The following is a 23,909-nucleotide window of genomic DNA, read 5'->3' as shown; positions in this document are numbered from 1 at the left end:
TACGGTCGGCTCTATGACGACCGCGTCCGGAGTACTCAGGCTCGTCGGCACGGTGCTGCCGGCCGGCGAGCGGCAGGAAATCCACCTCAGCGGCGGGCTGGTCGTCGACCGGCCCGCCGCTGCTGACGTCAGTACGGTGAGCACCGGCGGCTGGATCGTGCCGGGCCTGGTCGACGCGCACTGCCACATCGGCCTCGACCAGCACGGCGCGGTCGACCAGGTCACCCAGGAGCAGCAGGCGATCGCCGACCGGGACGCCGGCGCGCTGCTGGTCCGCGACGCCGGCTCGGCCGCCGACACCCGCTGGATCGACGACCGCGAGGATCTGCCGAAGATCATCCGGGCCGGCCGGCACCTCGCCCGGTCCAAGCGCTACCTGCGCAACTACGGCTGGGAGATCGAGCCGGACGAGCTGGTCGCGTACGTCGAGCAGGAGGCCCGCCGCTCGGACGGCTGGGTCAAGCTGGTCGGCGACTGGATCGATCGGGACGCCGGCGACCTGACGCCCTGCTGGCCGGCCGAGGCGCTGACCGCCGCGATCGCGCGCGCCCACGAGCTCGGGGCCCGGGTCACCGCGCACGTCTTCGGCGAGCACGCCCTGCCGGACCTGCTGGCTGCCGGCATCGACTGCCTGGAGCACGCGACCGGGCTACGGCCGGAGATGCTCGACGAGATGGCCGCCCGCGGGGTCGCCATCGTGCCGACGATCATCCAGCTGGAGAACTTCCCGGGCTACGCCGACCAAGCCGAGGCGAAGTTCCCGCGGTACGCCGCCCACATGCGGGACCTGTTCGCCCGCCGCCACGAGACCCTGCGTCACGCGGTCGAGGCCGGAGTCCCGGTGTACGCCGGGACGGACGCGGGCGGTGTGCTCGGGCATGGTCTGGTCGCGGCCGAGATCCAGGCACTGACCCAGATCGGGATGACCGGTGAGCAGGCGCTCGGGGCCGGGTCCTGGGCGGCCCGCGAGTGGCTCGGCGTACCGGGGGAGCTGGTGCCCGGGGCACCGGCCGACCTGGTGGTCTACGACGAGGATCCGCGCCGTGATCCGGCGGTGCTGGACAGCCCGCGGCTGATCGTGCTGCGCGGCCGGATCGTCAAGGGCTGAGGCACTGAGCCGTCCTGGCCTGCGTGAGCAGGCGAATTCACGCTGTGACGGGAGAAAATTCACCTGACCACTGGTCGGACCGGAAGATTTTGCCCTAGCGTGTGCTGCACCTGCCGACGCCCCTCGGTGGGACGTCCGTCGCGGGAGGCGCGTGCGGACGTCACAGCGGAAGGAACCGCCCATGGGTAAGACTGCCGCCCGCGTCCCCCGATTGACCGCCGTACTCGCCGTCGCCGCCGCCGGCGCCCTCGCGTTCAGCGCACTGCCCAGCAACGCCGCCCAGCCGGCGCCGCAGACCGGTGCTCCCAGCCTCGCCGAGGCTTTCCGGACCGCGGCCACCCAGTACGACGTACCGCGCGAGCTGCTGGTCGGCATCGGCTACGCCGAGTCCCACCTCGACGGCCACAACGGTTTGCCCAGCCAGGCCAACGGCTACGGCGTCATGCACCTGGCCAGCAACCCGGTCAACCCGACGCTGTCCGAAGCGGCCAAGATCACCGGTCTGCCGGTCGAGCAGCTCGCCAAGGACACCGGGTCGAACATTCTCGGCGCCGCCGCTGTGCTCGACGCGTACGCCGACCGCGCGGGCCTGGCCGGGGCCGCCCGCCAGGACCTCGGCAAGTGGTACTCCGTCGTCGCGCAGTACTCGCACTCGGCCGACGGTCCGACCGCCCGGCTCTACACCGACGAGGTCTACCGGATCATCGGCCAGGGCGTCGGCGCCGCGGGCGTCTCGATCCAGCCGAAGAAGGTGACGCCGGACCGCGGCAAGTACACGAACGTCGCTCCGCTCGGCACCCGGACGCCGAGCTCGATCGCGGCGGTGGACTACCCGGGCGCGATCTGGAACCCGGCCAGCACCAGCAACTACCGGGTCGGCCGGACCGCGGCGATCAGCACGATCGTGATCCACGTGACCCAGGGCTCGTACACCGGCACGATCAGCTGGTTCAAGAACCCGGCGTCCCAGGTCAGCGCGCACTACGTGATCCGCTCCAGCGACGGCCAGGTCACCCAGATGGTGGCCGAGAAGGACACCGCCTGGCACGCCCGCAGCACCAACCCGTACACGGTCGGCATCGAGCACGAGGGCTGGGTCGACCAGCCGTCGTGGTTCACCGACGCGATGTACCGCTCGTCGGCGGCGCTGACCAGGAGCATCGCCGACCGGCGCGGCATCCCGAAGGACCGGGCGCACATCCGCGGCCACAACGAGCTGCCGGACAACGACCACACCGACCCGGGGCCGAACTGGAACTGGACCTACTACATGCAGCTGGTGAACGGCGGCACGCCGACGTCCAACTTCACCACCTACGGCAGCGGGGTCCGGGTTCGCTCTGACGCCCGGCTGAGCGCGCCGATCGTGACCACGCTGGCCGGCCCCACGCGGGTCTACGTCACCTGCCAGAAGCAGGGCGACACGGTGACCGCCGAGGGCACCACCAACAACTGGTGGTCGAAGCTGCGTGACCAGGGCGGCTTCATGACCAACATCTACATCGACCACCCGGACGCCAAGCTGCCCGGCGTTCCGATCTGTCCCTGATCGACGCCGAGTGCTCCGGGGCCGGCCCCGGAGCACTCGGTAGGATCCAGCAGGCGCCCGGTGGAAGAGTAGAGCCTGCTGTACCGACGAAGGTGTCTCCGTTGGCGCAGGATCGGTGCTGACGACGATGGAGGCACAACGATGCTCACGAAGATCCTGCGGCGCGGCTGGACGGCCGCCGGCTACCTGCTCACGCGGTTCGCCCTCGGGATCGCCTTGCTGGCGGCGGCGCCGATCGGCCTGCTGCTGAGCTGGGCGGTGCCCGGCCTCACCGCGGGTCTGGTCGAGCTGGCCAACGCTGAACGCGCCAAGGCGAGCCGGTACCTCGGTCTGCCGGAGGAGCCGCCGCTGCCGAAGGCTGCCACCCGAAAGCCGGGTGACTTCGTCACCCTGGCCAAGGACCGCTCCGTACGACGCAGCCTGTGGTTGCTGCCGATGGTTCTGCTGACCGTGCCGGGGCTGTTCGTGGCCACGATCGCTCTGTTCGCCGCGCCCGGCGGCCTGATCGGGATCGCCCTGTGGCAGCTGGACCCCGGCGAGTTCACCATGATGGGCGTGCCGGTGGACAGCTGGCTGGACGCGCTGGTCCTCGGACCGGCGCAGGTGCTGGTCGGCCTGGCCTTTCTCGGGTGGGTCACTCCCGCAGTGGCGAGTGGATACGCCCGCGGGCTGCGCCGACTGCTCGCGCCGAGCCAGGCCGAGTTGGAGACCGCCAGACTCGCCCAGCGGGTGGACGAGCTCACCAAGAGCCGCGCCGGAGCCGTTGACTCGCACGGTGCCGAGCTGCGCCGCATCGAGCGGGACCTGCACGACGGCACGCAGGCTCAGCTCGTCTCCCTGGCGATGCGGATCGGTGTCGCCAAGCAACTGATGGCCAACGACCCGGAGAAGGCCGCTCAGCTCCTCGACGACGCCCGTGACGGCGCGGAGCAGGCGATGACCGAGCTGCGCGGCGTACTGCGGACCATGTACCCGCCGATCCTGCAGGACCGAGGCCTGGCCGGCGCGGTGTCGGCCCTGTCCGCGCGCAGCCCGATCCCGGTCGACCTGCGGGTCGGTGACCTCGGCCAGGTCCCCGCGGCGGTCGAGGCCGCGGCGTACTTCGTGGTGGCCGAGTCGCTGACCAACGTCTCCAAGCACTCGGCGGCCGGCCGGGTCGACCTGCTGCTCGAGCGCCGAGGGGCGGAGCTGTACCTGTCGATCACCGACGACGGCATCGGCGGGGCCCGGGTCGGCGACCAGCCGGACCTGCTCGGCCGGGGCAGCGGCCTGCGTGGCATGGTTCACCGGGTGGAAGCGATCGACGGACGGATGGAATTGACCAGCCCGATCGGCGGGCCGACGACGGTCGAGGTGATCCTGCCGTGCGGGTCGTGATCCTCGAGGACAACCCGATTCTCGCCGAGGGGCTCGGCCTGCTGCTCGGCAACTCCGGCTTCGAAGTGGTCGCCGTCGCCGGTGACGCCGCCGAGTTCGCCCGTGCGCTCGACGAGCAGTCGCCGCAGATCGCGATCGTCGACGTCCGGCTGCCGCCGACGTTCACCGACGAGGGGTTGCGCGCCGCGATCGAGGCCCGCCGGGTCCGGCCCGGGCTGCCGGTCCTGGTCTTCTCGCAGTACGTCGAGGAGGTGTACGCCGCCGAGTTGCTTGCCTCCGGCAGCGAAGGGGTCGGGTACCTGCTCAAGGACCGGGTCTCCCGGGTGGACGAGTTCCTCGAGGCGGTCCGCCGGGTCGCCGCGGGCGGCACGGTGCTCGACCCCGAGGTGGTCAGCCAGCTGATGACGAAGCGGAACGACCCGCTGGACCGGCTGACCCCGCGCGAGCGCGAGGTGCTCGCGCTGATGGCAGAGGGGTTGGGCAACGCGGCGATCGCCGACAAGCTGGTGATCAGCGAGGGCGCCGTGCACAAGCACGTCGGCAACGTCTTCCTCAAGCTGGACCTGCCGCCGACCGACTCCGGCCACCGCCGCGTCCTCGCGGTGCTGGCGCACCTCGGTCTGTAAGCGCTTGCTCTGACAACGAAAGCGCCGAGCCCTTGACGGCCCGTGCCGCATCGTCCACGCTGTGTCGCGAGAGCGCTCTCACCGCACCGAACCGCCCCTAGGTGAGGAGAGTCCGTCATGAAGATCTTGGTGTCCACCGCGCTGGTTGCGAGCCTGCTGGCCGTGCCCGCGCAGGCGATGGCCGCGTCCCCCGAGCAGCCGCTCGCGGTGCCGCGGCAGACCGCCGCCCTGCAGAAGGATCTCGGTCTGACCGAGCAGCAGGTCAAGGAGCTGCTCAGGGCCGAGGCCGCGGCGACGAAGCTGGTCCCGGCCGCCCAGCGAGCAGCCGGTACGGCGTTCGGCGGCACCTGGTACGACGCCGCCCGGCAGAAGCTGGTCGTCGGAGTGACCTCGCCGGCCGCGGCCGACGCGGTCCGTGCGACCGGAGCCGAGGCGTCCGTCGTGCCGGTGACCGCGGCGGTGCTCGACCGGCGCAAGGCGGCCGTCGACAAGCTGGCCGGCACGAACGTGCCGGCGGCGGTGAGCGGCTGGTCGGCCGACCCGAGGACCGGCACCGTCGTGGTCAACGTCCAGGCGGGCAAGCGCTCCGCGGCGGTCGATGCCTTCGTTGACAAAGTCGCCAAGGCCGGCGCGGTGAGCGTGCGGGAGGTCGCGGCCCAGGCCCCCCGGACCTTCGCGGCGGGCACGGTCGGGGGAGACCCGTACTACACCGGCAACGTCCGCTGCTCGATCGGCTTCTCCGTGCACGGCGGCTTCGTCACCGCCGGCCACTGCTCGGGTGCCGGGGCCCGGACCCGGGGCTGGGACGGTTCGGCCCAGGGTGTCTTCCGCGGATCGTCCTTCCCCGGCAACGACTACGCCTGGGTCCAGGTCGACAGTGGCTGGTGGACCGTGCCGGTCGTGCTCGGCTGGGGCCAGGTCAGCGACCAGCTCGTCCGCGGCTCCTGGGAGGCCCCGGTCGGTACGTCGGTCTGCCGCAGCGGGTCGACCACCCACTGGCACTGCGGCCACATCCGGGCCAAGAACGAGACGGTGAACTACGGCAACGGCCAGCTCTTCTACGGCGCGACCAAGACCAGCGTCTGCGCCGAGGGTGGTGACTCCGGCGGTTCGTTCATCACCGGTGACCAGGCCCAGGGCGTCACGTCCGGCGGTTGGGGCAACTGCTCCAGCGGCGGCGAGACCTGGTTCCAGCCGGTCAACGAGATCCTCGGAGCGTACGGGCTGACCCTGCACACCGCCTGACCACCAGCGTTGCGTCCGAAGAAGCGAGCGCAGCAGGCCCGGCTTCTTCGGACGCAACAGGGAGGTTCAGCAGATCGGGACGCCGGGCAGCTGCGCCGCCGGGTGGTCGATGTAGATGTTGGTGATGAAGCCGTTCTGGTCACGCAGCTTGGACCACCAGTTGTTGGTGTAGCCCTCGGCGGTGACCGTGTCGCCCTGCTTCTGGCAGACCACCCAGACCTGCGTCGGGCCGGCCAGCGTGCCCACGACCGGAGCGGACAGCCGGGCGTCGGAGCGGATCCGGATGCCGGATCCCCAGGTCATGAAACTGCCACCACTGCCGCCGCACCCGTTGTCGCTGGTGAGGAAGTACTGGTTGTACGAGCCGGGGTAGGCCAGACCTGATCCGTTGATGACGATGTTCTGGCCGACGCCGTTGTACAGCTGCTCGTAGTGGATGTGCGGGCCGGAGGAGTTGCCGGTACTGCCGGTGGTTCCGATCTGCTGGCCCTGGGCGACGTACGCGCCACTGGCCACGGAGAAGACGCCGAGGTGGAAGTAGTAGGTCTTCCAGCCGCCGCCGTGATCGATCGCGATGTAGTTGCCGGCTCCGCTGGGCTGGGAGTACCGGGTCGCGACACCGGCCGCCGAAGCGAGTACCGGCGTTCCGTTCGTGACGCCACCGTCCGCGCGGACGAAGTCCAGGGCGCGGCGGACCTCGGCGGAGTGGTGGCTGTAGGTCCAGCGCTGACCACAGGGGTAGGGGGCTTTGAAGTTGGGCGCGGCCTGCGCCTCGGTCGGTACCGCCACCAGCGTGGCGGCACCGACCAGGAGTGAGGCCAGAACACTGAGAATCCGTTTGAGCACGATGATCAGTCCCTCAAGCGACCGGTCACGGGCGGTGATGTCCGTGACGCCTGGAGTGATGGGCTCAAGCTAGCGCATCGCTGGTCAGCGAGAAACGGATTCGATTCAGGTGCAGTAACTGACTGACCGACGGTCGAAAACGTCAGGCCGTCTCGTTCTTCACCGGCTCCAAGGCGGGCTGCCCGTCGGCCGGCTTGGTGCTCAGCGAGTCGATCAGCTGCTTGGCCAGCGCGAAGCCGGAGCCACCCATCGTGATCGTCTTGACCAGGGTGTCCTCGATGCCCTGGGCACCGTTGAGCACGACCATGTTGCCGACCTTCTCGAACGAGCTGGCCGCGGCCTGAACGATCTGCGGGTACGCCTCGGCCAGCTGCTGGGCGACCACCGCGTCGGTGTTCGTCGCCAGCGCCTCGGCGCGGGCCTTGATGCCGGCCGCCTCGGCCATCGCCTTGGCCTGCACCGCGGCTGCCTCGGCCTTACCGGTCAGCTCGGTGGCCTTCGCCTCCGCCTCACCGCGCAGGGTGACCTCGCGGGCCTGCGCCTCGGCGGCGGCGATCTGCGCGTCGCGCGCGGCCGCGGCCAGCGTGCGCTGCTTGTACGCCTCGGCGTCGGCCGGCTTCAGCACGCTGGACTCCAGCTGCTTCTCGGCCAGCGACGCGTTCAGCTTGGCGGTCTCGGTCTCGGCGACCACGACCTCCTGGCGGGCCAGCGCCTCGGCCAGCGGGCCGGACTGCGAGGCCTTGGAGTTCGCCTGGTCGACCTCGGCCTGGTAGCCGGCCTGGGCGATCGAGCTCTGCCGGACGGCGGCGGCCTTCGCGGCGGCGGCGACCTGCTCGCGCTCGGTGGCCTCCCGGTCCCGCTCGGCCTGCGCGATCCGGGCCGCGGCCTCGACCGCGGCGGCTTGCGGACGGCCCAGGTTCTTGATGTAGCCGGACTCGTCGTCGATCTCCTGGATCTGCAGCGAGTCGACCACCAGGCCGAGCTTCTCCATGTCGCCGGCCAGCGAGCCGCGGATGTTGGTGGTCAGCGTCTCCCGGTCGTGCAGCATCTCCTCGACCGTGGTGGAGCCGACGATCGCCCGCAGGTGACCCGCGAACAGCTCGTGGATGGTGCCCATCACCTGCTCGTCGCTCTGCTCCAGGAACCGCCGCGCCGCGTTCGCGATCGAGCCGTAGTCGTCCCCGACCTTGTACGCCGTGACGCCCTTGATGTGCAGCGGGATGCCCTGGCTGGACACGCAGGTGACGGTCAGCGGTGTGGCCCGGATATCCAGCGGCAACCGGCGGACGGTCTGGAAGCCGGGCAGTACGGCGGTGCCGCGGCCGACCACGATCTTGAAGCCGAGGGTCTCGTTGACCTGCTCGTGGCTGGAGTGCGCGCCGAGGCCGGAGATGATCAGCGCCTCGTTCGGTTCCGCCACCCGCCAGACCATCCGGAACAGCAGCAGCAGGACCACCAGCGCGATGGCGCCGACGATCAGGTACGTCCAGAGCATTTCCCCTCCAGGGAACGAAGCGTTCAGAAGGCGCGGGCGACGTAGACCGAGCGGGGCGGATCGAAGTCGACGACCACCACCGGCGTGCCCACCTCGATCACCTCGTCGGCCGCCGGGTAAGCGTAGAAGGCTTCGGTGGCACCGCGGACCGGCAACATCACCTCACCGACGATGCCCGGACCGACCCGCCCGATCACGCGTCCCCGTTTCCCCACCATGACGTACCTTCCGACGCGCTCAGGACCGCTCTCGTTCCCGCACCCTATCGCCGGCCCGACCACCTACCGAGCGGCTGCACAGGTGCTGCATCGGCCGCGTTGGTTGCGCCGTGGTTCCCCAGCAGCGCGGCAAGGGACGGGTCTTCCGGGTGGTCGTGCTGCCAGGCGGCGAGGTCGGCCCAGCGCGGCGCCGCGTCGGCGCCACCCAGCCGGGTCACCGAGATCGCGGCGGTCAGCGAGCCGAACCGGACCCGCTCGGCCAGCGGCAGTCCCCACAACGTGGCGGCGATGAACCCGGCAGCGAACACGTCACCCGCACCGGTGGTGTCCACCGCCGGCACCTGGTAGGCCGGTACGACGACCCGTTCGCCGGTGCCGGCGTCGAGCGCCAGCGCGCCCTGGGCGCCGTTGGAGACGACGACGACCGGCACCAGCTCGCCGAGCCGGTCGAGGGCCTGTTCGGGACCGGCCGTGCGGGTGTAGTTCATCGCTTCGCCGGCGTTCGGCAGGAACACGTCGCAGTGCTCGAGCTGGTCCAGGACCGTGGGGTCCCAGCGCTCGGACGGGTCCCAGCCGACGTCGGCGAACACCACGCTGCCGGCCGCCTTGGCGGCGGCCAGCCACTCGTTCGGCCACGGGCCGATGTGGGCGGCGACCGCGTGGGCGGCCGGCGGCGTGGTGATCAGCTCGTCGGCCGACAGCGGGGGAGGGGTGCCCCGGGTGACCAGTGCCCGGTCGTTGTCGTAGGCAAGGGCCACCGTGAGAGGGGTCTGCCAGCCGGCGAGCGTACGGGAGAGCGACAGGTCGACGCCCTCGGTGGTGGTGAGCCGGTCGCGCAGCCGGTCGCCGAGATCGTCGGCGCCGAAGACCGCGGCCAGTCCGGTCCGGAGTCCGAGCCGGGCGAGCGCGACCGCGAAGTTCGCGATCCCGCCGGGGCTCTCGGCCGAGTCCGTCGCCCAGACCTCCGTGCCAGGGCGCGGCGGACCGGGCAGACCGAGCACGAGGTCGTGGAAGACCAGGCCGGACACCACCACATCCAGCTGGTCCATCGTCACACCCCTGCACGATCGCTCACACTCGTGCAAACAGTCTGGTCGGCTCGCGCGATCCGCGCAATAGGTCTGCATGTATTTGAGCGAATGTGACGGAGTTTGGGTGATACGGTCTTTGCTGTGTTGCCGAAGCAGCGTCAGGACCAGATCGTGCGCGCGCTCCGGGCCGACGGGGCCGGTGGCGTCAAAGTGCTGGCCGCCCAGCTGGGCGTGAGCGAGGCGACGATCCGCCGCGATCTGGAAGCCCTGCACGAGCAGGGCCGGCTGACCCGGGTGTACGGCGGTGCGCTGGCCGTCGACGGCGGTGACGAGCCGTTCGCCGAGGTGAGCGCGGTGCGGGCGGACGAGAAGAACCGGATCGCCCGCAAGGCCGCCGAGCTGATCGAGGACGGCGAGTCGGTGCTGCTGGACATCGGCACCACCGCGCACCAGCTGGCCCAGCAGCTGCACGGGCGCTCGCTGACCGTTGTCACCAGCAACCTCGCGGTGCTGGAGGAGTTGCAGAACGACGAGCAGATCGAGCTGATCGTGCTCGGTGGGTTGCTGCGCCGCAGCTACCGCTCCCTGGTCGGGTACTTGACCGAGGAGAGCCTGCGGCAGATTCACGTGGACACGTTGTTCCTCGGCACCAGCGGGGTCCGGCCGGACGGCAGGGTGATGGACAGCACGATGATCGAGGTCCCGGTGAAGCGGGCGATGATCCAGGCCGCCGACCGGGTGGTGCTGCTGGCCGACGCGAGCAAGTTCCCCGGCCACGGCGTCGCCAAGGTCTGCGACCCCGGCGAACTGACCACGGTGGTGACCGAACCCGGCGCCGACGAGGCGACCCGGGCCCAACTGGCGGAAGCGGGAGTGCAGGTGGTGCTGGCGTGAAACTGACCATGCTCGGCGGCGGAGGGTTCCGCGTGCCGCTCGTCTACCAGGCCCTGCTCTCGGATCGCGGTGAAGGCCGCATCACCTCGGTGACGCTCTACGACACCGACCGCACCCGCCTCGACGCGATCACCGCGGTGCTGAAGCAACAGGCCGACCGCACTGACGACAGTAGTTCGGCGCCCGTGGTGACGGCGACAACCGATCTGGACGAGGCTCTGCGCGGCACCGACTTCGTCTTCTCCGCGATCAGGGTGGGCGGGCTCGAAGGCCGTACGGTGGACGAGCGGGTGGCGCTCGACCTCGGCGTTCTCGGACAGGAGACGGTCGGCGCCGGCGGGATCGCGTACGGGCTACGCACGCTGCCCGTCGCCACCGCCGTCGCCCGGCGGGTCGCCGCCGTGGCGCCGGAGGCCTGGGTCATCAACTTCACCAACCCGGCCGGGATGGTGACCGAGGCGATGCTGCCGTACCTCGGCGACCGAGTGATCGGCATCTGCGACTCACCGTCCGGCCTCGGCCGGCGCGCCGCGCTCGCACTGGGACTGGACGCCTCGCAGACGTTCTACGACTACGCCGGGCTGAACCACCTCGGCTGGCTGCGTGGACTCCAGTCCGGCGGAGTGGATCACCTGCCGAAGCTGCTCGCCGACTCCGAATCGCTCGGCGACTTCGAGGAGGGCCGGCTGTTCGGCGCCTCGTGGCTGCGCTCGCTCGGCGCGATCCCCAACGAGTACCTGCACTACTACTACTTCGCCCGCGAGACCCTCGCCGCGGTGCAGTCGGTGGAGAAGACGCGCGGCAAGTTCCTGCTCGACCAGCAGTCCGACTTCTACGCCGAGACCACCCGCCGCCCCGGCGACGCGCTGGAGCTGTGGCAGAAGACCCGGGCCGAGCGCGAGTCGACGTACATGGTGGAGAGCCGGGAGGTCGCCGACGCGGGGGAGCGGGACGAGCGGGACATGTCCGCGGGCGGGTACGAACAGGTCGCGCTCTCGCTGATGCGCGCGATCGCCCACAACGAGCGCGCCTCGCTGATCCTCAACGTCCGCAACCGTGGCACGCTGAGGCACCTGGACGACGACGCCGTGGTGGAGGTCCCCTGCACGGTCGACGCCAACGGGGCCCGGCCGCTGACCGTGTCGCAGTTGACCGACCACCAGGCCGGACTGGTGAGCGCGGTCAAGGCGGTGGAGCGGTCCACGATCGAGGCCGCGGCGACGGGGTCCCGGTCGACCGCGCTGCGGGCCTTCGCCTGGCATCCGCTGATCGACTCGGTGAACACCGCCACGAAGCTGCTCGACGGGTACGCCGAGCGTCTTCCCGACCTGGCGGCGTACCGGTCCCGGATTGGTTGACGCCGGGTGGATCTGGCACAATGTCAGGCTGAGTCCGTCCGGATGTTGTGCAGCCCTCTAACTCCACCCGCCGGCCGGCCCATTCGAGCTTCCACCCGTTGTCCCCACGACGGCGTGCGGCTCACCCCATTTGTGATTCCGAGGAGACCCCACAAACGTGGCAGTCAAGATCCGTTTGAAGCGCATCGGCAAGAAGCGTGCGCCGCACTACCGCATCGTCGTGATGGACGCCCGCGCCAAGCGTGACGGCCGCGCCATCGAGGAGATCGGCAAGTACAACCCGAAGACCGAGCCGTCGTTCATCCACGTCGAGTCGGACCGGGCGCAGTACTGGCTGAGCGTCGGCGCGCAGCCGACCGAGGCCGTTCAGGCGATCTTCAAGGCCAGTGGCGACTGGCAGAAGTTCAAGGGCCTGGAGGCTCCGGCGCCGCTGCGGGTCAAGGAGCCCAAGCGGGACAAGCAGGAGATCTTCAACGAGGCCCTCGCCGAGGCGCACGGCACGCTGAAGACCGAGGCTGTGACGACCAAGAAGGCCGCCGCGAAGAAGGCCGACAAGAAGGACGACGCGGCCAAGACCGAGGCTCCGGCCGAGGCCGCCGCCGAGGCTCCGGCCGAGGCTGCTCCTGAGGCTGCCGCGCCCGAGGCGGCCGCCGAGGCCGCGCCGGCCGACGACGCCAAGGCCTGACCGTGATGGAGACCGAGGCGCTCGAGCACCTGGTCCGGGGCATCGTGGACAACCCTGACGACGTCAGCGTCCGCGCCCGGAACCTGCGCCGCGGACGCACCCTCGAGGTGCACGTGCACCCCGAGGACATCGGCAAGGTGATCGGCCGCAACGGCCGCACGGCGACCGCGATCCGTACCGTGGTCGGAGCGCTCAGCTCCGAGTCGTCGGTCCGGATCGACTTCGTCGACGAGCTCAACCGGCGCCCGCGCCGCTGAGCCGCAGCACGTCCTGGAGGGCCGTACCCGGCTGGGTGCGGCCCTTCGTCGTATCTTCGTTGTCGGATCCACGAGCGACCGGCCCGTCCGGGCCGGCGCGAGCAGAAAGAGGGACATGCGGTGTTGGTGACCGTCGGCCGGATCGGCCGGGCACACGGGATCAAGGGCGAGGTCGGGCTGGACGTCAGGACCGACGAGCCGGACCGGCGGTTCGCCGACGGCGCGACCCTGGTCACGGACACCAAGCCGCCCCGGACCCTGACCGTCGAGTCCAGCCGCTGGCACAGCGGGCGCCTGCTGGTGAAGTTCGTCGAGAGCCCGGACCGGACCGCCGCCGAGCAGCTGCGCAACCTGGTGCTGCAGGCCGAGATCGCCGAGGACGAGCGCCCGGAGGACCCCGAGGAGTACTACGACCGCGAGCTGATCGGCCTGAGCGTGCGGACGACCGACGGCGAGCAGGCCGGCGAGGTGATCGACGTCGTCCACCTGCCGTCCCAGGACCTGCTGGAGATTCGCCGCCCGGCCGGCAACGCCGTCCTGGTTCCGCTGGTCGAGCAGCTGGTGCCCAAGATCGACCTGGACGAGAAGTACGTGCTGGTGGCCGACCGGCCGGGCCTGCTCGACCCCGAGGGTGCTGAGGTGACTCCGACCGAGCCAGGCGACAGCTGATGAGGCTGGACGTCGTCTCGATCTTCCCGGAGTACCTGGCCGCGCTGGACCTCAGTCTGGTCGGCAAAGCGGCGAAGAGCGGGCTGCTGGACGTCCGGGTGCACGACCTGCGCGAGTGGACGCACGACCGGCACCGCACGGTCGACGACACCCCGTACGGCGGTGGTGCGGGCATGGTGATGAAGCCTGAACCCTGGGGGCAGGCGCTGGACGCCGTCGCACCGATCGACGGCCCGGCGCAGCCCCGGCTGATCGTGCCGACGCCTGCGGGTCGCCCGTTCACGCAGGAGCTGGCCTACGAGCTGGCGGCCGAGCCCTGGCTGGCTTTCGCCTGCGGCCGGTACGAAGGCATCGACGCGCGAGTGGCGTCGTACGCGGCTGAGCGGATGCGGGTGGACGAGGTCTCGATCGGCGACTACGTGCTGAACGGCGGCGAGGTGGCGGTGCTCGTCATGGTCGAGGCCGTGGCCCGCCTGCTGCCCGGTGTGATCGGCAACCCGGAGTCCCTGGCCGAGGAGTCCCACTCCGGCGACGGCCTGCTGGAGTACCCGGTCTACACGAAGCCGACGTCCTGGCGCGGCCACGACGTACCGGACGTGCTCCTGTCAGGTAACCACGCGCTGATCGCCAAGTGGCGCCACGAACAGGCAGTACGGCGTACTGCGGAGCGGCGGCCGGATCTCCTGGCCGCCTGGGGTGACGCCGTGACCGGGAAGGACGACGCGGCGTCGCTGGTCGAGGTGTTGCCGGCCGTGGAAAGCGACGCGGGGGAGATCCACACGCTGCAACGCGCGGCTTACCTGTCCGAGGCGCTGGCCTACGACGACTTCACCATCCCGCCGCTGGTGGAGCACCTGGACGGCACGGTCGAGCGGATCCGGCAGGGCCGGGTCTGGAAGGCCGTCGCCGGGACGAGGATCGTGGGCTCGGTGCACGTCGCCGTCGACGGGTCGGTGGGACGGATCGGCCGGCTGATGGTGGCCCCGGACTGGCAGGGCCGTGGGGTGGGGACCCGGCTGCTGAAGATCGCCGAGCAGACCGCGCCGGCCGAGGTCACGCAGTACGAGTTGTTCACCGGGGCGGACAGCGAGGGCAACCTGCGGCTCTACCGGAAGGCCGGGTACCGGGAGGTGCGCCAGGACGCGCACACCGCGAAGGTCGACCTGGTGCTGCTGGCGAAGCGACGGCGCCGTCGCTGATTTCGCCGCCGCTGCGCCGGTGTGGCAAACTTGGTCGCTGTTGCCATTCGGTGCTCCTGCCACAGGGGGTGACCACCGTCCGGCGACGCCAACCGATTCTGCACCACCGACTTTCGTGGGTGACCTGTGGCACGCGCGAGAAATGGAACACCTGATGAGCAACGTCCTGAACGAGCTCGACAACGCGAGCAAGCGCGACGACGTCCCGTCCTTCCGCCCCGGTGACACGGTGAACGTGCACGTCAAGGTGGTCGAGGGCAACCGGTCCCGCGTCCAGGTGTTCAAGGGCGTCGTGATCCGCCGCCAGGGTGGTGGCCTGCAGGAGACCTTCACGGTCCGCAAGGTCAGCTTCGGCGTCGGCGTCGAGCGCACCTTCCCGGTGCACACCCCGATCGTGGACAAGATCGAGGTCGTCACCCGCGGCGACGTCCGCCGCGCCAAGCTGTACTACCTGCGTGAGCTGCGCGGCAAGGCAGCCAAGATCAAGGAGAAGCGGGACGCCTGAGTCCCTAGCGACGACGGTCAGGTATGGCGCCGAGCACTGCGACTCGCGCTCGCCCGGTAGCCAAGAGGGCACGTCGCAGCAAAGGACGGCATCGCAGGCTGAAGCAGCGGAACCCGCTGCTCAGCCTGTTGATCGAGATGACCACGGTGACGGTGCTCGCCCTGGTCATCACGGTTGTTCTGAGGCTTTTTGTCGCCGAGGCGTTCTACGTGCCCTCGGAGTCGATGTACAACACGCTGACGACGAACGACCGCATCCTGGCCGAGAAGGTCAGTTACCTGCAGCGCGACGTCGACCGCGGCGACATCGTCGTCTTCAAGGACCCCGGCAACTGGCTGAACGAGGAGCAGGAAACCCCCGGTGCCCTGCGCCGTCTCGGTGAGTTCGTCGGCATCCTGCCGCGCAGCGGTGAGGGACACCTGGTCAAGCGGGTGATCGGCCTCGGCGGCGACCGGGTGTTCTGCTGCGACCGCTCCGGCCGGATCCTGGTCAACAAGATCCCGCTGGACGAGCAGGAGTACCTGCTGGAGGGCGCCAAGCCTTCGCTGCAGCCGTTCGACGTGGTGGTGCCGCCCGGTCACCTGTGGGTGATGGGGGACAACCGGGCCGAGTCGGCCGACTCCCGCGCCCACATGGGCGGACCCGGTGGTGGGTTCGTGCCGGTGGACAACGTGGTTGGCCGGGCCTGTTGCGTAATCTGGCCGTCTGACCGGATGACGATGCTGCGTCCTCCGGAAACCTTCAAGAAGCCGGGGCTGAAGAAGTGACCGATACATCGACGGAGACGCCGGACAAGACCCCTCGCCACCGGTCGGGACTCGCCGCCGCGGCGCGTGAGTTCGTGCTGATCGTGGTCGGGGCGCTGATCGTCTCGTCGATCCTGCGGGCCTTCGTGGGGCAGATGTTCATCATCCCCAGCGAGTCGATGCAGAACACGCTGCTCGTCGGCGACCGGGTCGTGGTCGAGAAGATCACCGACGTCGAGCGCGGTGACGTGGTCGTGTTCGAGGACCCGGGCGGCTGGCTGGGCACCGAGGAGAGCGGCCAGAAGCGCGGTTCGGTCGGCCGGTTCTTCGAGGTCGTCGGCCTGCTGCCGGACTCCAGCCACGGTCACCTGATCAAGCGACTGGTCGGCATGCCGGGCGACAAGGTCGCCTGCTGCGACGCCCAGGGTCGCCTGCTGGTCAACGGACAGCCGCTGGAGGAGTCCAGCTACCTGTTCCCCGGTGACGCCCCGTCGGCGATGGAGTTCCAGGTCACCGTGCCGGCCGGGCACGTGTTCGTGATGGGCGACCACCGCTCGGAGTCGGGCGACTCCCGGGTCCACCTCAGCGACGCCGGCTCCGAAGGCAGCACCCCCGGCGACGCGGCGTTCGTTCCGCTGGACAAGGTCACGGGCCGCGCCGTTCTGGTCGTCTGGCCGGCCAGCAACTTCGGCAAGCTCGGCGTGCCCGACACCTTCAAGAGCGTGCCGCCGGCCGTCGAACCGCCGCCCGCCAAGCCTTCGATCTCCCTGACAGCACCTCCCAAGTAAGCGGAGCACCCGTGCCCTCCACCGCACACCCGCCCACGGCACCACTTGGCGCCGCCCCGGCTCGCTCGGCCCCTCGTCCGGGGGATGCCGCCCGCGTCGGCGTACTTGCTGCGCGTCCCTCGGCTGCCGGTCTCGGTGCGGTCGCCGTACGTCGTACTGTTCTGAGCCGTGCTTCGATGCATGCTTCGATGCGTGGTGGTGTCCGCACTGTAGGGAGGACCGGATGAGCGCTCTGCCCCGCGGCAGCACCATCCGGCGGGACGCCGGTCTGTACGGCTACGAACGTGCCCTGCGCCGCGTCGGCCTCGACCCGATCGCCGGCGTCGACGAAGCCGGCCGTGGTCCGTGCGCCGGCCCGCTGGTCGCCGCCGCGGTGATCCTGCCGGACGGCAAGCGCGGTCAGATCCCCGAGCTCGCCGACTCCAAGCTGCTCACCGCCAAGGCTCGCGAACGCTGCTACGACGAGATCCGCAAGCGTGCGCTCGCCTGGTCCGTCGTCTCGATCGAGGCCGACGAGTGCGACCGCCTCGGCATGCACGTCGCCAACGTCCAGGCGCTGCGCCGGGCCCTGTTCCGCCTGGACGTGCGCCCGCAGTACGTGCTCACCGACGGCTTCGGCGTCGACGGTCTCGGCGTGCCCGGCCTGGCGATCTGGAAGGGCGACCGGGTCGCCGCCTGCATCGCCGCGGCCTCCGTCGTCGCCAAAGTGACCCGCGACCGGATCATGGAGCACTGGGACACGGTGTACCCCCAGTACGGTTTCGCGATCCACAAGGGATACTGCACCCCTGAGCACCAAGCGGCGCTGGACGAATACGGCCCGTGTCCACAACATCGACGGCGGTTCGAGAATGTCCGCCGCAGTCTGCGGCCCGATATGGGACAGAATGTGGCCAGTCCCACCGGAGTGGAGAGCCGATGAGCGAGCGTAGCGAGGTGAAGGCGTGAGCGCTGACGACCTCGAGAAGTACGAAACCGACATGGAGCTGCAGCTCTATCGGGAGTACAAGGACGTCGTCGGGATCTTCAAGTACGTCGTGGAGACCGAACGCCGGTTCTACCTGTGCAACGCGGTGGACCTGAAGGTCCGCACCGAAGGCGGTGACGTCTACTTCGAGGTGACGATGGCCGACGCCTGGGTCTGGGACGTCTACCGGTCCGCCCGCTTCGTCAAGAACGCCAAGGTCGTCACCTTCCGCGACGTCAACATCGAAGAGCTCGCCAAGTCCGACCTCGAGGTCCCCAAGGACTCCGACTTCGGCCGCTGACCCCGCAGCACTTCGTCGACGGCTTGTCGACGGGGCTGCTCCGCCCTGGCAGCATGACCTGGGCTCGCCAGGGCGCCCTGCCGCTCTCGCGATCCCACCGGTGCGACCAACGATCGGCCACGTCCCGAAGCCGCTCGCTGGTCCGCTCGTTCGAGCTCCTGCAACGCGATTGTGGTTCCAGGCGCCGAACCCGACTTCGGGGCGTCGGCTGCCGTCCCGGGGCGCCGACTTCGATCTCTGGGCGTCAACCGGGTTTCAGGGATTGGCGCGCCAGGACTGCGTCGATCGGCGGGCGATGACCCAGCGAAGCTGGTCGAGGGTGCGCCGGTCGTCGACAGAGAGCGGCTTGCGGCCGCCCAATGGTTCTGCGCCGAGCGGCGGCTGGTCATCGGGAGTCGCTGTGTCCGGCACGCGAGGCCGGGCCGCCCGATCGCGCGCGGCGGCAGCCTGGGTGGCGGCCAGGGTAGGCAGCCAGTCGGCGACCTCGCGGTCGTCCAGCATGCCCATTCGCGCGAGCGCGACGGTGGTCAGGAAGACTTCGGCCACCGCGTCACGGATCACCGCCGGCTCGGTGACCTCGCCCGCAACGATCGAGCGGACCCCGTCGACCTGCTCGCGAAAGAACCGCTCGAACTCGTCAGGATCGAACCCGATGGCCGACCATCCCCCATCGTGGTTCGTGCCGTTGCGCATCGCCATCATCCCTTTCCGAAAATCGCGTTCACCTGAGCGCACGAAGCACCCGTTCGGTTCGTGTATTGGCGCGCGAGCTGTTTGCTTACACCGAGGACGCCGGCATACCGTTTCGAGCAGGCGCGGACCGCGAAGGAAAGCTCGCGGGAACGATGAAGACGGCTCGGGGCCGCAATGGTTACCTTCCGCAAGCGGTTCGGCGGCCGGGCGTCGGACTTGTTCGCCGCCCGAGGTGGAGCCCGCAGCGCCGGGGGCGTGGACATGGCTGCCATCGAGGTCACGGCCTCGTCGGTCAAGATGATCTTCACACCGGGTAGTGCCCGTTCCGCACCCAAAGGCTGCCCAGAGCCACTCATGCGGCCGCTGTACGCAGTGATTTGGCGCTGTGGGCACTGATCGCTGTTTGCGGCCGGGAGGCGGGGCCGGGGTAGCGCGGCGCGGCTCGACAGCAGCGTCGCTCGTCGACCAACCCCGCAGCCCTCGGGGGTGTCAACAGCTCCCGAACCCCCGAGGTGAGCGACGACGAGCCGGTGCTGATTCCGACCATGTCTGGTGCCGGGCACCGGACATGGTCGCCGCCTGCTCGGACTCGTCAGGATCGATCCCAATGCTCGGCCATCCTTCGTCAGCGTCCCTACCGCTGGGCATCATGACTGCCCCCTTCTGGAAAGTCGCGTTCAAGTGACCCACCGTCTCCTCGATCGAACTGGTCTGTCCGCCGTAAAGACGTGCGCCGGGACCGATCTGCTGCGATGTCGTCAAGAAGACCGCCACCGTGCTGCTCCCCGACCCATCCGTCGGTCTCTGGCGCGCGAACCGTGCGATGACACGGAGGACGCCTTCCTCGGCCAGGCCGCTTGCCGGAGTGCTGCGGACTGCTCCGGCGTAGCGGTGGTGGCGCCACAACCTCTACGTGTCCGGGGCAGGCCACGTCCCGTTTTTCGATCCACCACTCCTGGAGGGTCGGAGGCCGCCCGCCGTAGCGCGTGTCCGAGCAGCTTGCGGTGCCGATCGTCGACTTCGGCCCGACCGGAACTCATGCACCGGTACGGCGCGAGGCGCGTCGCTTGAGGGAGACCGATCGTGTCCTCGTCATGCCGACCCACGTCCAGCAGCACACCAGCCCTCACAGGCTCCGGAGCAGCTCGTTCGCCTCGTCGACACCAGACCGGACCCGGCCGGAACAGGCGGACGCCCGGCTTGTCCGCCGCGCCGAGTGGGCCGGCCGCGCCCGAGGTCTTCAGCCGGGCCGCCATCGAGCTCCCGCCTCGTCGGTCAGACTGATTCTCACATCACTGGTACGCCGATGCTGGCCGGAAGGTTGCCCTACGGCCGGGCACAAGTGCCGATCCGGCAGCCCACCACGCCGTCGACAGGTCCGCACGCCGGCGTTCACGAGGACCAACAGCGGCCGGCGGTGCATCTCGTTCCAGGACCACGGCCGATGCTGTGGCGTACTCACCGGCGGAGGTGCGCCGCTGGCGACCTCGACCGCTGTCTCGTCATATCGGTCCGCGACACCCAGCTCGCACCGCCGTACGGGTCGTCGACGGCGTAGGCGCAGTCGGATGCCCACTTGAACCGCAACCGCTCAGGGTGCGCCCCGTTGCACGCGGCTCGAAAGCATGCGCCTGGTCGTTCGTGCGTGACCAGGAAGGGGCGTGGTGTCAGGCTGAGCCTTCTCGCGCACATGGAAGAAGAGCAGGCAGGAGCGTTCCTTCCGGTCAGTTGTCGACGGTGCTGCGTCCGCGTCGTACGGCCTGGCAGCACAGGGCTGGGTGACGGGCCGGCGGCGCGGCCTTCGGCGTTGGGTGTGGGGCGCAAGTGGCTGGACACGAGGCCGGCGGGTTGGAGCACTGCGGGAGAGGGGAACCGGCGGGAACCGACGATCCCAGGGGTCAGAGGTCAGAGGTCAGGGGTTTGGCGGGTGAGGTGCCAGCCGGTGGGGGTGTATTCGATGAGGTGCGCTTGGTCCAGGGTTTCCAGGCATTCCTGCACTGTGGCGAGGTCCAGGCCGGCGGTGATGGCTATGCGGTGGGCGGGGGCGGGGCGGAGGACCGGGACGGCGTCGAGGGTGCGGCGGAGGTCGTGGTCCAGGGCGTCGATGGGAGTGGGGGCGGCGTGGGGATAGGTGGTCAGGTGCTCGCCCAAGGGTGAGATGGCTTCGAGGATGTCGGCGACCGAGGTGGCGAGGGTGGCGTTGCGTTCCCGGATGAGGAGGTGGGCGCCTTCGGACATGCGGGAGGTGACGGCGCCGGGGACGGCGAGCACGGCGCGGCCGCATTGCTCGGCCCAGCCGGCGCTGTTGAGGGCGCCGCTGCGGATGGCGGCTTCGACGACGACGGTGCCCAGCGTGGCGGCGGCGATCAGGCGGTTGCGGGCGAGGAAGCGGAGTTTGGTGGGGGAGCAGCCGGGTGGGAGCTCGCTGAGCAGCAGCCCTTCGGCGGCGATGCGGTCGAAGAGAGCCGAGTTGCGCTTGGGATAGCTGACGTCGACGCCGCAGGCCAGGACGGCGATCGTGGTGCCGGAGCTGGCGAGGGCGCCTCGGTGGGCGGCGGCGTCGATGCCGTAGGCGCCGCCGGAGACGACGGCCGTGCCGTGGTCGCCGAGGCCGGCGGCCAGTTCGGCGGCGGTGTGCTCGCCGTACGAGGAGCAGGCTCGGGCGCCGACGATGGCTACGGAGTTGGCGAGCAGCTCGCGGAGGTTGGGGGTGCCGCGAACCCAGAGGCCGAAGGGGACGCCGCCGCGACGGCTTTGCTGTCCGGCGTCGGTGAGGACTTCGAGCTGGTCGGGCCATTCGTCGTCGCCGGGAATGATGAAGCGGCCGCCCGCCGCGTGGGCTCGGTCGAGGTCGCGGGCCGGGTCGACGTGGGGCAGGCGGGTCGACCAGCGTTCGAGGCCGGGGGCGGTGGAGTGGAGAAGGTCCCAGATCTCCAGTGGTGTGAGGCCGGCGAAGGTTGTGAGGGCGGCGGGGTCGCCGGGCTCGATGACGCGGGACAAGGCTGCTCTCGCGAACCGGTCCGAGTCGGAGGGCGCGGGGTGCGCGAGGGCTGTGGAGGGAGCCTTGTCGTCGGCGTGCGACGAGGGGTCGGAATCCCGCGTGTGCTCGGAGTCGTCGGCGGACCTCGAGCCACGGGGGTGCTCGGCGTCGGCCGCGGGGAACGTGGGAGCCAGGTGAGCGCTGGAAGGACTCGCTTGGGCTGTGGTGTCTTGTGGTGATGAGGTCGCGACAGTCGTGGCCATGGAAGAAGCCGAGGCCGGGGTGCGGCGTTGCCGGCCGCCACCTGGAGTCGGCATGCCTGACGCCGAGGTGGTGGTGATCTGGGGCGCGGTGGGGTGATTGGTCATGGGGTGAAGGGCTTTCTGAGGGGACGGGCGTCTTCGAGGGGAGTGAGGGCAGCGCCGCTGCGGAGTTGAAAGGCTTCGTTGGTGAGGGCCGGGGTCGGGGCGTCCAGGCCGGCCAGGTCCGTCAGAGTCCAGGCGAGGCGGACGACACGGTCGAAGCCGCGGGCGGTGAGGCGGCCTTCGGCGTAGTGGACTTCGAGGATCGACTGGCTGGTGTCGTCGAGCGGGTAGTCGCGGCGCAGGATCGGGCCGGGCACTTCGCAGTTCAGGTGCCACGCGGTGTCGCGGTAGCGGAAGCTCTGGCGATCACGGGCTGTGCGGACGCGAGCAGCGACCTCGGCGGTGGACTCGGGACGTTCGCCGGTGCCGACGCCGCGGGCCGCCGGAAGGATCTGGCGCTGGATGTCCATTCGGTCCTTGATCGGGCCGCTGATGCGTTGCCGGTAACGGGTGAGCACCTGCGGGGTGCAGGTACAGATGCCGGTCGGTGTGCCGGCCTGACCGCAGGGACACGGGTTCGCGGCAAGAACCAGGAGGAAGCGCGCGGGGAACTTGGCAACGGCCGCGGCTCGATGGACTTCGACGTAGCCGGACTCCAGCGGCTGCCGCAGGGTGTCGAGTGTCAGCGGGTGCATCTCGGGCGCTTCGTCGATGAAGAGGATGCCGCGATGTGCGCAGCTGATCGCACCCGGCCGCGGCATACCGGAACCGCCGCCGACCAGGCTCACCAGGGACGCGGTGTGGTGCGGTGCGATGAACGGCGGCCGGCGGACGAGCTCGGCGTCGTTGGTCAGCAGTCCGGCGAGCGAGTGCACCGCCGAGACCTCCAAGGACTCCTCGGTTTCGAGATCGGGCATCAACCCCGCCAGGCGCTCGGCGAGCATGGTCTTGCCGGAGCCCGGTGGACCGTGCAGGTACAGGTGGTGTCCGCCGGCGGCCGCAGCCTCGATCGCCCGGCGGCCTTCACGTTGGCCGAGCACGTCGTCGAGATCGACCTCGGGCACCCGGGTCAGCGACTCCGACATCAGTCGCGGCTCAGCCCGCGGCGGCTCCTCGTCGGGAATCTCGTCCCCGCGGATCATCGCGAGCACCTGCCGCAGCGAGCGGACGCCGTACACGGTGATGTCGGGGACGAGGCGGGCCTCGCCGGCGTTCAGCTCCGGGACGACGATCCGGGCGAAGCCGGAACGGGCCGCGGCCAAGGTCATCGCGAGGGCGCCGCGGACCTCGCGAACCCGGCCGTCGAGACCGAGCTCGCCGATCATCGCGCAGTGCCGCAATTCACCGCCGTTCAGGACGCCGCTGGCGGCGAGCAGCGAGCAGGCGATGGCAACGTCGTAATGACTTCCGGTCTTCGGCAGGGTCGCCGGGGACAGGCCGATGGTGACCTTGCGATCGGGGAATCGCTCACCGCTGTTGACGACCGCGGCGCGGACGCGGTCGCGGGCCTCGGAGAGCGAGGCGTCGGGCAGCCCGATCAGCGTCGTCTTCGGCAGGCCCTGGGCGATGTCGGCCTCGATCTCGACCAGGTGCCCCTCGAGGCCGACGAGCGCGACCGACCAGGCCTGGGCGAGGGCCATCAGCCCACGCCCCGAAGGTGCTCGACGGTCGGCGCACCGCCGGGTGGGACGAGCACGGACACCACGTCGATCCGGACCTCCGGCGGCCGGACCTCATGCTCCTGCAACCAGCGACCGACCAGCCGGCGCAGGGTGCTGAGCTTGCGATAGGTGATGGACTCCAGCGGGCTGCCGTAGTTCAGCCCGCGTCTGGTCTTCACCTCGCAGACGACCAACGCCCTGCCCTCACGGGCGACGATGTCGATCTCACCCAGCTCGCAGCGCCAGTTGCGCGCGAGAATCGCGAAGCCCGCCTGGGTGAGATGTTCCGCGGCGAGCTGCTCGCCGTACTGCCCGACTGCATCCTTGGTCCGCATCGATGACCACCTCCGACAAGAACATGCCGGGAAACGTGGCCGCTGCCGGAGCGGACTTCGGGTCTGTGGAC

Annotated in this window: 24 protein-coding genes; 16 read left to right on the top strand and 8 right to left on the bottom strand. The window is 70.2% G+C overall.

Annotation, left to right across the window (positions count from 1 at the left end; all coding sequences use genetic code 11):
* Nucleotides 1-13 precede the first annotated feature (13 nt).
* The 5 genes from KFLA_RS23650 to KFLA_RS23630 all read left to right on the top strand — a co-directional run bounded on the left by KFLA_RS23650 (nucleotide 14) and on the right by KFLA_RS23630 (nucleotide 5,905).
* On the top strand, nucleotides 14-1,108 hold the full coding sequence (locus KFLA_RS23650) for an amidohydrolase family protein (RefSeq protein WP_012922344.1): 1,095 nt from the start codon (nucleotides 14-16) through the stop codon (nucleotides 1,106-1,108).
* A 181-nt stretch (nucleotides 1,109-1,289) separates the two neighbouring features.
* Complete coding sequence (locus tag KFLA_RS23645) at nucleotides 1,290-2,657, top strand: N-acetylmuramoyl-L-alanine amidase (protein WP_012922343.1); 1,368 nt, start codon at nucleotides 1,290-1,292, stop codon at nucleotides 2,655-2,657.
* A 141-nt stretch (nucleotides 2,658-2,798) separates the two neighbouring features.
* Nucleotides 2,799-4,034 carry a sensor histidine kinase gene (locus KFLA_RS23640; protein WP_012922342.1) on the top strand — a complete coding sequence of 412 codons (1,236 nt, stop codon included), beginning with the start codon at nucleotides 2,799-2,801 and terminating at the stop codon, nucleotides 4,032-4,034.
* Nucleotides 4,022-4,660, top strand: coding sequence for a LuxR C-terminal-related transcriptional regulator (locus KFLA_RS23635; RefSeq protein WP_012922341.1), 639 nt, complete (start codon nucleotides 4,022-4,024; stop codon nucleotides 4,658-4,660). Before KFLA_RS23640 ends, KFLA_RS23635 begins: the two co-directional genes overlap by 13 nt.
* A gap of 117 nt (nucleotides 4,661-4,777) precedes the next feature.
* The gene (locus tag KFLA_RS23630; protein WP_012922340.1) at nucleotides 4,778-5,905 is read left to right on the top strand and encodes a S1 family peptidase; all 1,128 of its coding nucleotides are present in this window, start codon (nucleotides 4,778-4,780) and stop codon (nucleotides 5,903-5,905) included.
* A gap of 66 nt (nucleotides 5,906-5,971) precedes the next feature.
* On the opposite strand, the gene KFLA_RS23625 is transcribed toward KFLA_RS23630, so the two are convergent.
* The 4 genes from KFLA_RS23625 to KFLA_RS23610 all read right to left on the bottom strand — a co-directional run bounded on the left by KFLA_RS23625 (nucleotide 5,972) and on the right by KFLA_RS23610 (nucleotide 9,513).
* Complete coding sequence (locus KFLA_RS23625) at nucleotides 5,972-6,751, bottom strand: peptidoglycan DD-metalloendopeptidase family protein (protein WP_012922339.1); 780 nt, start codon at nucleotides 6,749-6,751, stop codon at nucleotides 5,972-5,974.
* Between the two features lie 142 nt (nucleotides 6,752-6,893).
* The gene (locus KFLA_RS23620; protein ID WP_012922338.1) at nucleotides 6,894-8,246 is read right to left on the bottom strand and encodes an SPFH domain-containing protein; all 1,353 of its coding nucleotides are present in this window, start codon (nucleotides 8,244-8,246) and stop codon (nucleotides 6,894-6,896) included.
* Between the two features lie 23 nt (nucleotides 8,247-8,269).
* The gene (locus KFLA_RS23615; protein ID WP_012922337.1) at nucleotides 8,270-8,464 is read right to left on the bottom strand and encodes a hypothetical protein; all 195 of its coding nucleotides are present in this window, start codon (nucleotides 8,462-8,464) and stop codon (nucleotides 8,270-8,272) included.
* 44 nt (nucleotides 8,465-8,508) lie between these two features.
* On the bottom strand, nucleotides 8,509-9,513 hold the full coding sequence (locus tag KFLA_RS23610; RefSeq protein WP_012922336.1) for a carbohydrate kinase family protein: 1,005 nt from the start codon (nucleotides 9,511-9,513) through the stop codon (nucleotides 8,509-8,511).
* 123 nt (nucleotides 9,514-9,636) lie between these two features.
* Between KFLA_RS23610 and KFLA_RS23605 the strand changes: the two genes are divergently transcribed.
* The 11 genes from KFLA_RS23605 (at nucleotide 9,637) to KFLA_RS23555 (ending at nucleotide 17,864) form a co-directional block, all read left to right on the top strand.
* Nucleotides 9,637-10,389, top strand: a complete 753-nt coding sequence (locus KFLA_RS23605; RefSeq protein WP_012922335.1) for a DeoR/GlpR family DNA-binding transcription regulator — start codon at nucleotides 9,637-9,639, stop codon at nucleotides 10,387-10,389.
* The gene (locus KFLA_RS23600; RefSeq protein ID WP_041289461.1) at nucleotides 10,386-11,747 is read left to right on the top strand and encodes a 6-phospho-beta-glucosidase; all 1,362 of its coding nucleotides are present in this window, start codon (nucleotides 10,386-10,388) and stop codon (nucleotides 11,745-11,747) included. The genes KFLA_RS23605 and KFLA_RS23600 overlap by 4 nt, the downstream gene beginning before the upstream one ends.
* 157 nt (nucleotides 11,748-11,904) lie before the next feature.
* Nucleotides 11,905-12,432, top strand: coding sequence for a 30S ribosomal protein S16 (gene rpsP / locus KFLA_RS23595; RefSeq protein WP_012922333.1), 528 nt, complete (start codon nucleotides 11,905-11,907; stop codon nucleotides 12,430-12,432).
* A 5-nt stretch (nucleotides 12,433-12,437) separates the two neighbouring features.
* The gene (locus KFLA_RS23590; protein ID WP_012922332.1) at nucleotides 12,438-12,689 is read left to right on the top strand and encodes an RNA-binding protein; all 252 of its coding nucleotides are present in this window, start codon (nucleotides 12,438-12,440) and stop codon (nucleotides 12,687-12,689) included.
* A 120-nt stretch (nucleotides 12,690-12,809) separates the two neighbouring features.
* Entirely contained in the window at nucleotides 12,810-13,358 is a 549-nt protein-coding gene (gene rimM / locus KFLA_RS23585) for a ribosome maturation factor RimM (RefSeq protein WP_012922331.1), read from the top strand.
* Nucleotides 13,358-14,557 (top strand): tRNA (guanosine(37)-N1)-methyltransferase TrmD, encoded by a 1,200-nt coding sequence (gene trmD / locus KFLA_RS23580; protein WP_012922330.1) that lies wholly within the window; start codon nucleotides 13,358-13,360, stop codon nucleotides 14,555-14,557. Before rimM ends, trmD begins: the two co-directional genes overlap by 1 nt.
* Before the next feature lie 154 nt (nucleotides 14,558-14,711).
* Nucleotides 14,712-15,062 (top strand): 50S ribosomal protein L19, encoded by a 351-nt coding sequence (rplS, locus tag KFLA_RS23575; RefSeq protein ID WP_012922329.1) that lies wholly within the window; start codon nucleotides 14,712-14,714, stop codon nucleotides 15,060-15,062.
* A 137-nt stretch (nucleotides 15,063-15,199) separates the two neighbouring features.
* Nucleotides 15,200-15,829: a signal peptidase I gene (gene lepB, locus KFLA_RS23570; protein ID WP_041290429.1), complete on the top strand. Its 630-nt coding sequence runs from the start codon at nucleotides 15,200-15,202 to the stop codon at nucleotides 15,827-15,829.
* Nucleotides 15,826-16,596, top strand: coding sequence for a signal peptidase I (gene lepB / locus KFLA_RS23565; RefSeq protein ID WP_012922327.1), 771 nt, complete (start codon nucleotides 15,826-15,828; stop codon nucleotides 16,594-16,596). The genes lepB (KFLA_RS23570) and lepB (KFLA_RS23565) overlap by 4 nt, the downstream gene beginning before the upstream one ends.
* 223 nt (nucleotides 16,597-16,819) lie before the next feature.
* Complete coding sequence (locus KFLA_RS23560) at nucleotides 16,820-17,518, top strand: ribonuclease HII (RefSeq protein WP_012922326.1); 699 nt, start codon at nucleotides 16,820-16,822, stop codon at nucleotides 17,516-17,518.
* Nucleotides 17,519-17,540: 22 nt separating this feature from the next.
* Nucleotides 17,541-17,864 (top strand): DUF2469 domain-containing protein, encoded by a 324-nt coding sequence (locus KFLA_RS23555; protein ID WP_012922325.1) that lies wholly within the window; start codon nucleotides 17,541-17,543, stop codon nucleotides 17,862-17,864.
* Nucleotides 17,865-18,119: 255 nt separating this feature from the next.
* Here the strand turns inward: KFLA_RS23555 and KFLA_RS23550 are convergent, their stop codons facing one another.
* The 4 genes from KFLA_RS23550 to KFLA_RS23535 form a co-directional block, all read right to left on the bottom strand.
* Nucleotides 18,120-18,557, bottom strand: a complete 438-nt coding sequence (locus KFLA_RS23550; RefSeq protein ID WP_041289460.1) for a hypothetical protein — start codon at nucleotides 18,555-18,557, stop codon at nucleotides 18,120-18,122.
* A 1,905-nt stretch (nucleotides 18,558-20,462) separates the two neighbouring features.
* Nucleotides 20,463-21,557: a DNA-processing protein DprA gene (dprA, locus tag KFLA_RS23545; RefSeq protein ID WP_041289459.1), complete on the bottom strand. Its 1,095-nt coding sequence runs from the start codon at nucleotides 21,555-21,557 to the stop codon at nucleotides 20,463-20,465.
* A 344-nt stretch (nucleotides 21,558-21,901) separates the two neighbouring features.
* Nucleotides 21,902-23,482 (bottom strand): YifB family Mg chelatase-like AAA ATPase, encoded by a 1,581-nt coding sequence (locus tag KFLA_RS23540; RefSeq protein WP_012922322.1) that lies wholly within the window; start codon nucleotides 23,480-23,482, stop codon nucleotides 21,902-21,904.
* Nucleotides 23,482-23,838, bottom strand: a complete 357-nt coding sequence (locus tag KFLA_RS23535) for a YraN family protein (protein ID WP_012922321.1) — start codon at nucleotides 23,836-23,838, stop codon at nucleotides 23,482-23,484. The genes KFLA_RS23540 and KFLA_RS23535 overlap by 1 nt, the downstream gene beginning before the upstream one ends.
* Nucleotides 23,839-23,909 lie beyond the last annotated feature (71 nt).

This window comes from Kribbella flavida DSM 17836, from assembly GCF_000024345.1.
GTDB lineage: Bacteria > Actinomycetota > Actinomycetes > Propionibacteriales > Kribbellaceae > Kribbella > Kribbella flavida.
Note: the sequence above shows the minus strand (reverse complement) of the source record. Positions and strands in the feature narration are given on the sequence as shown.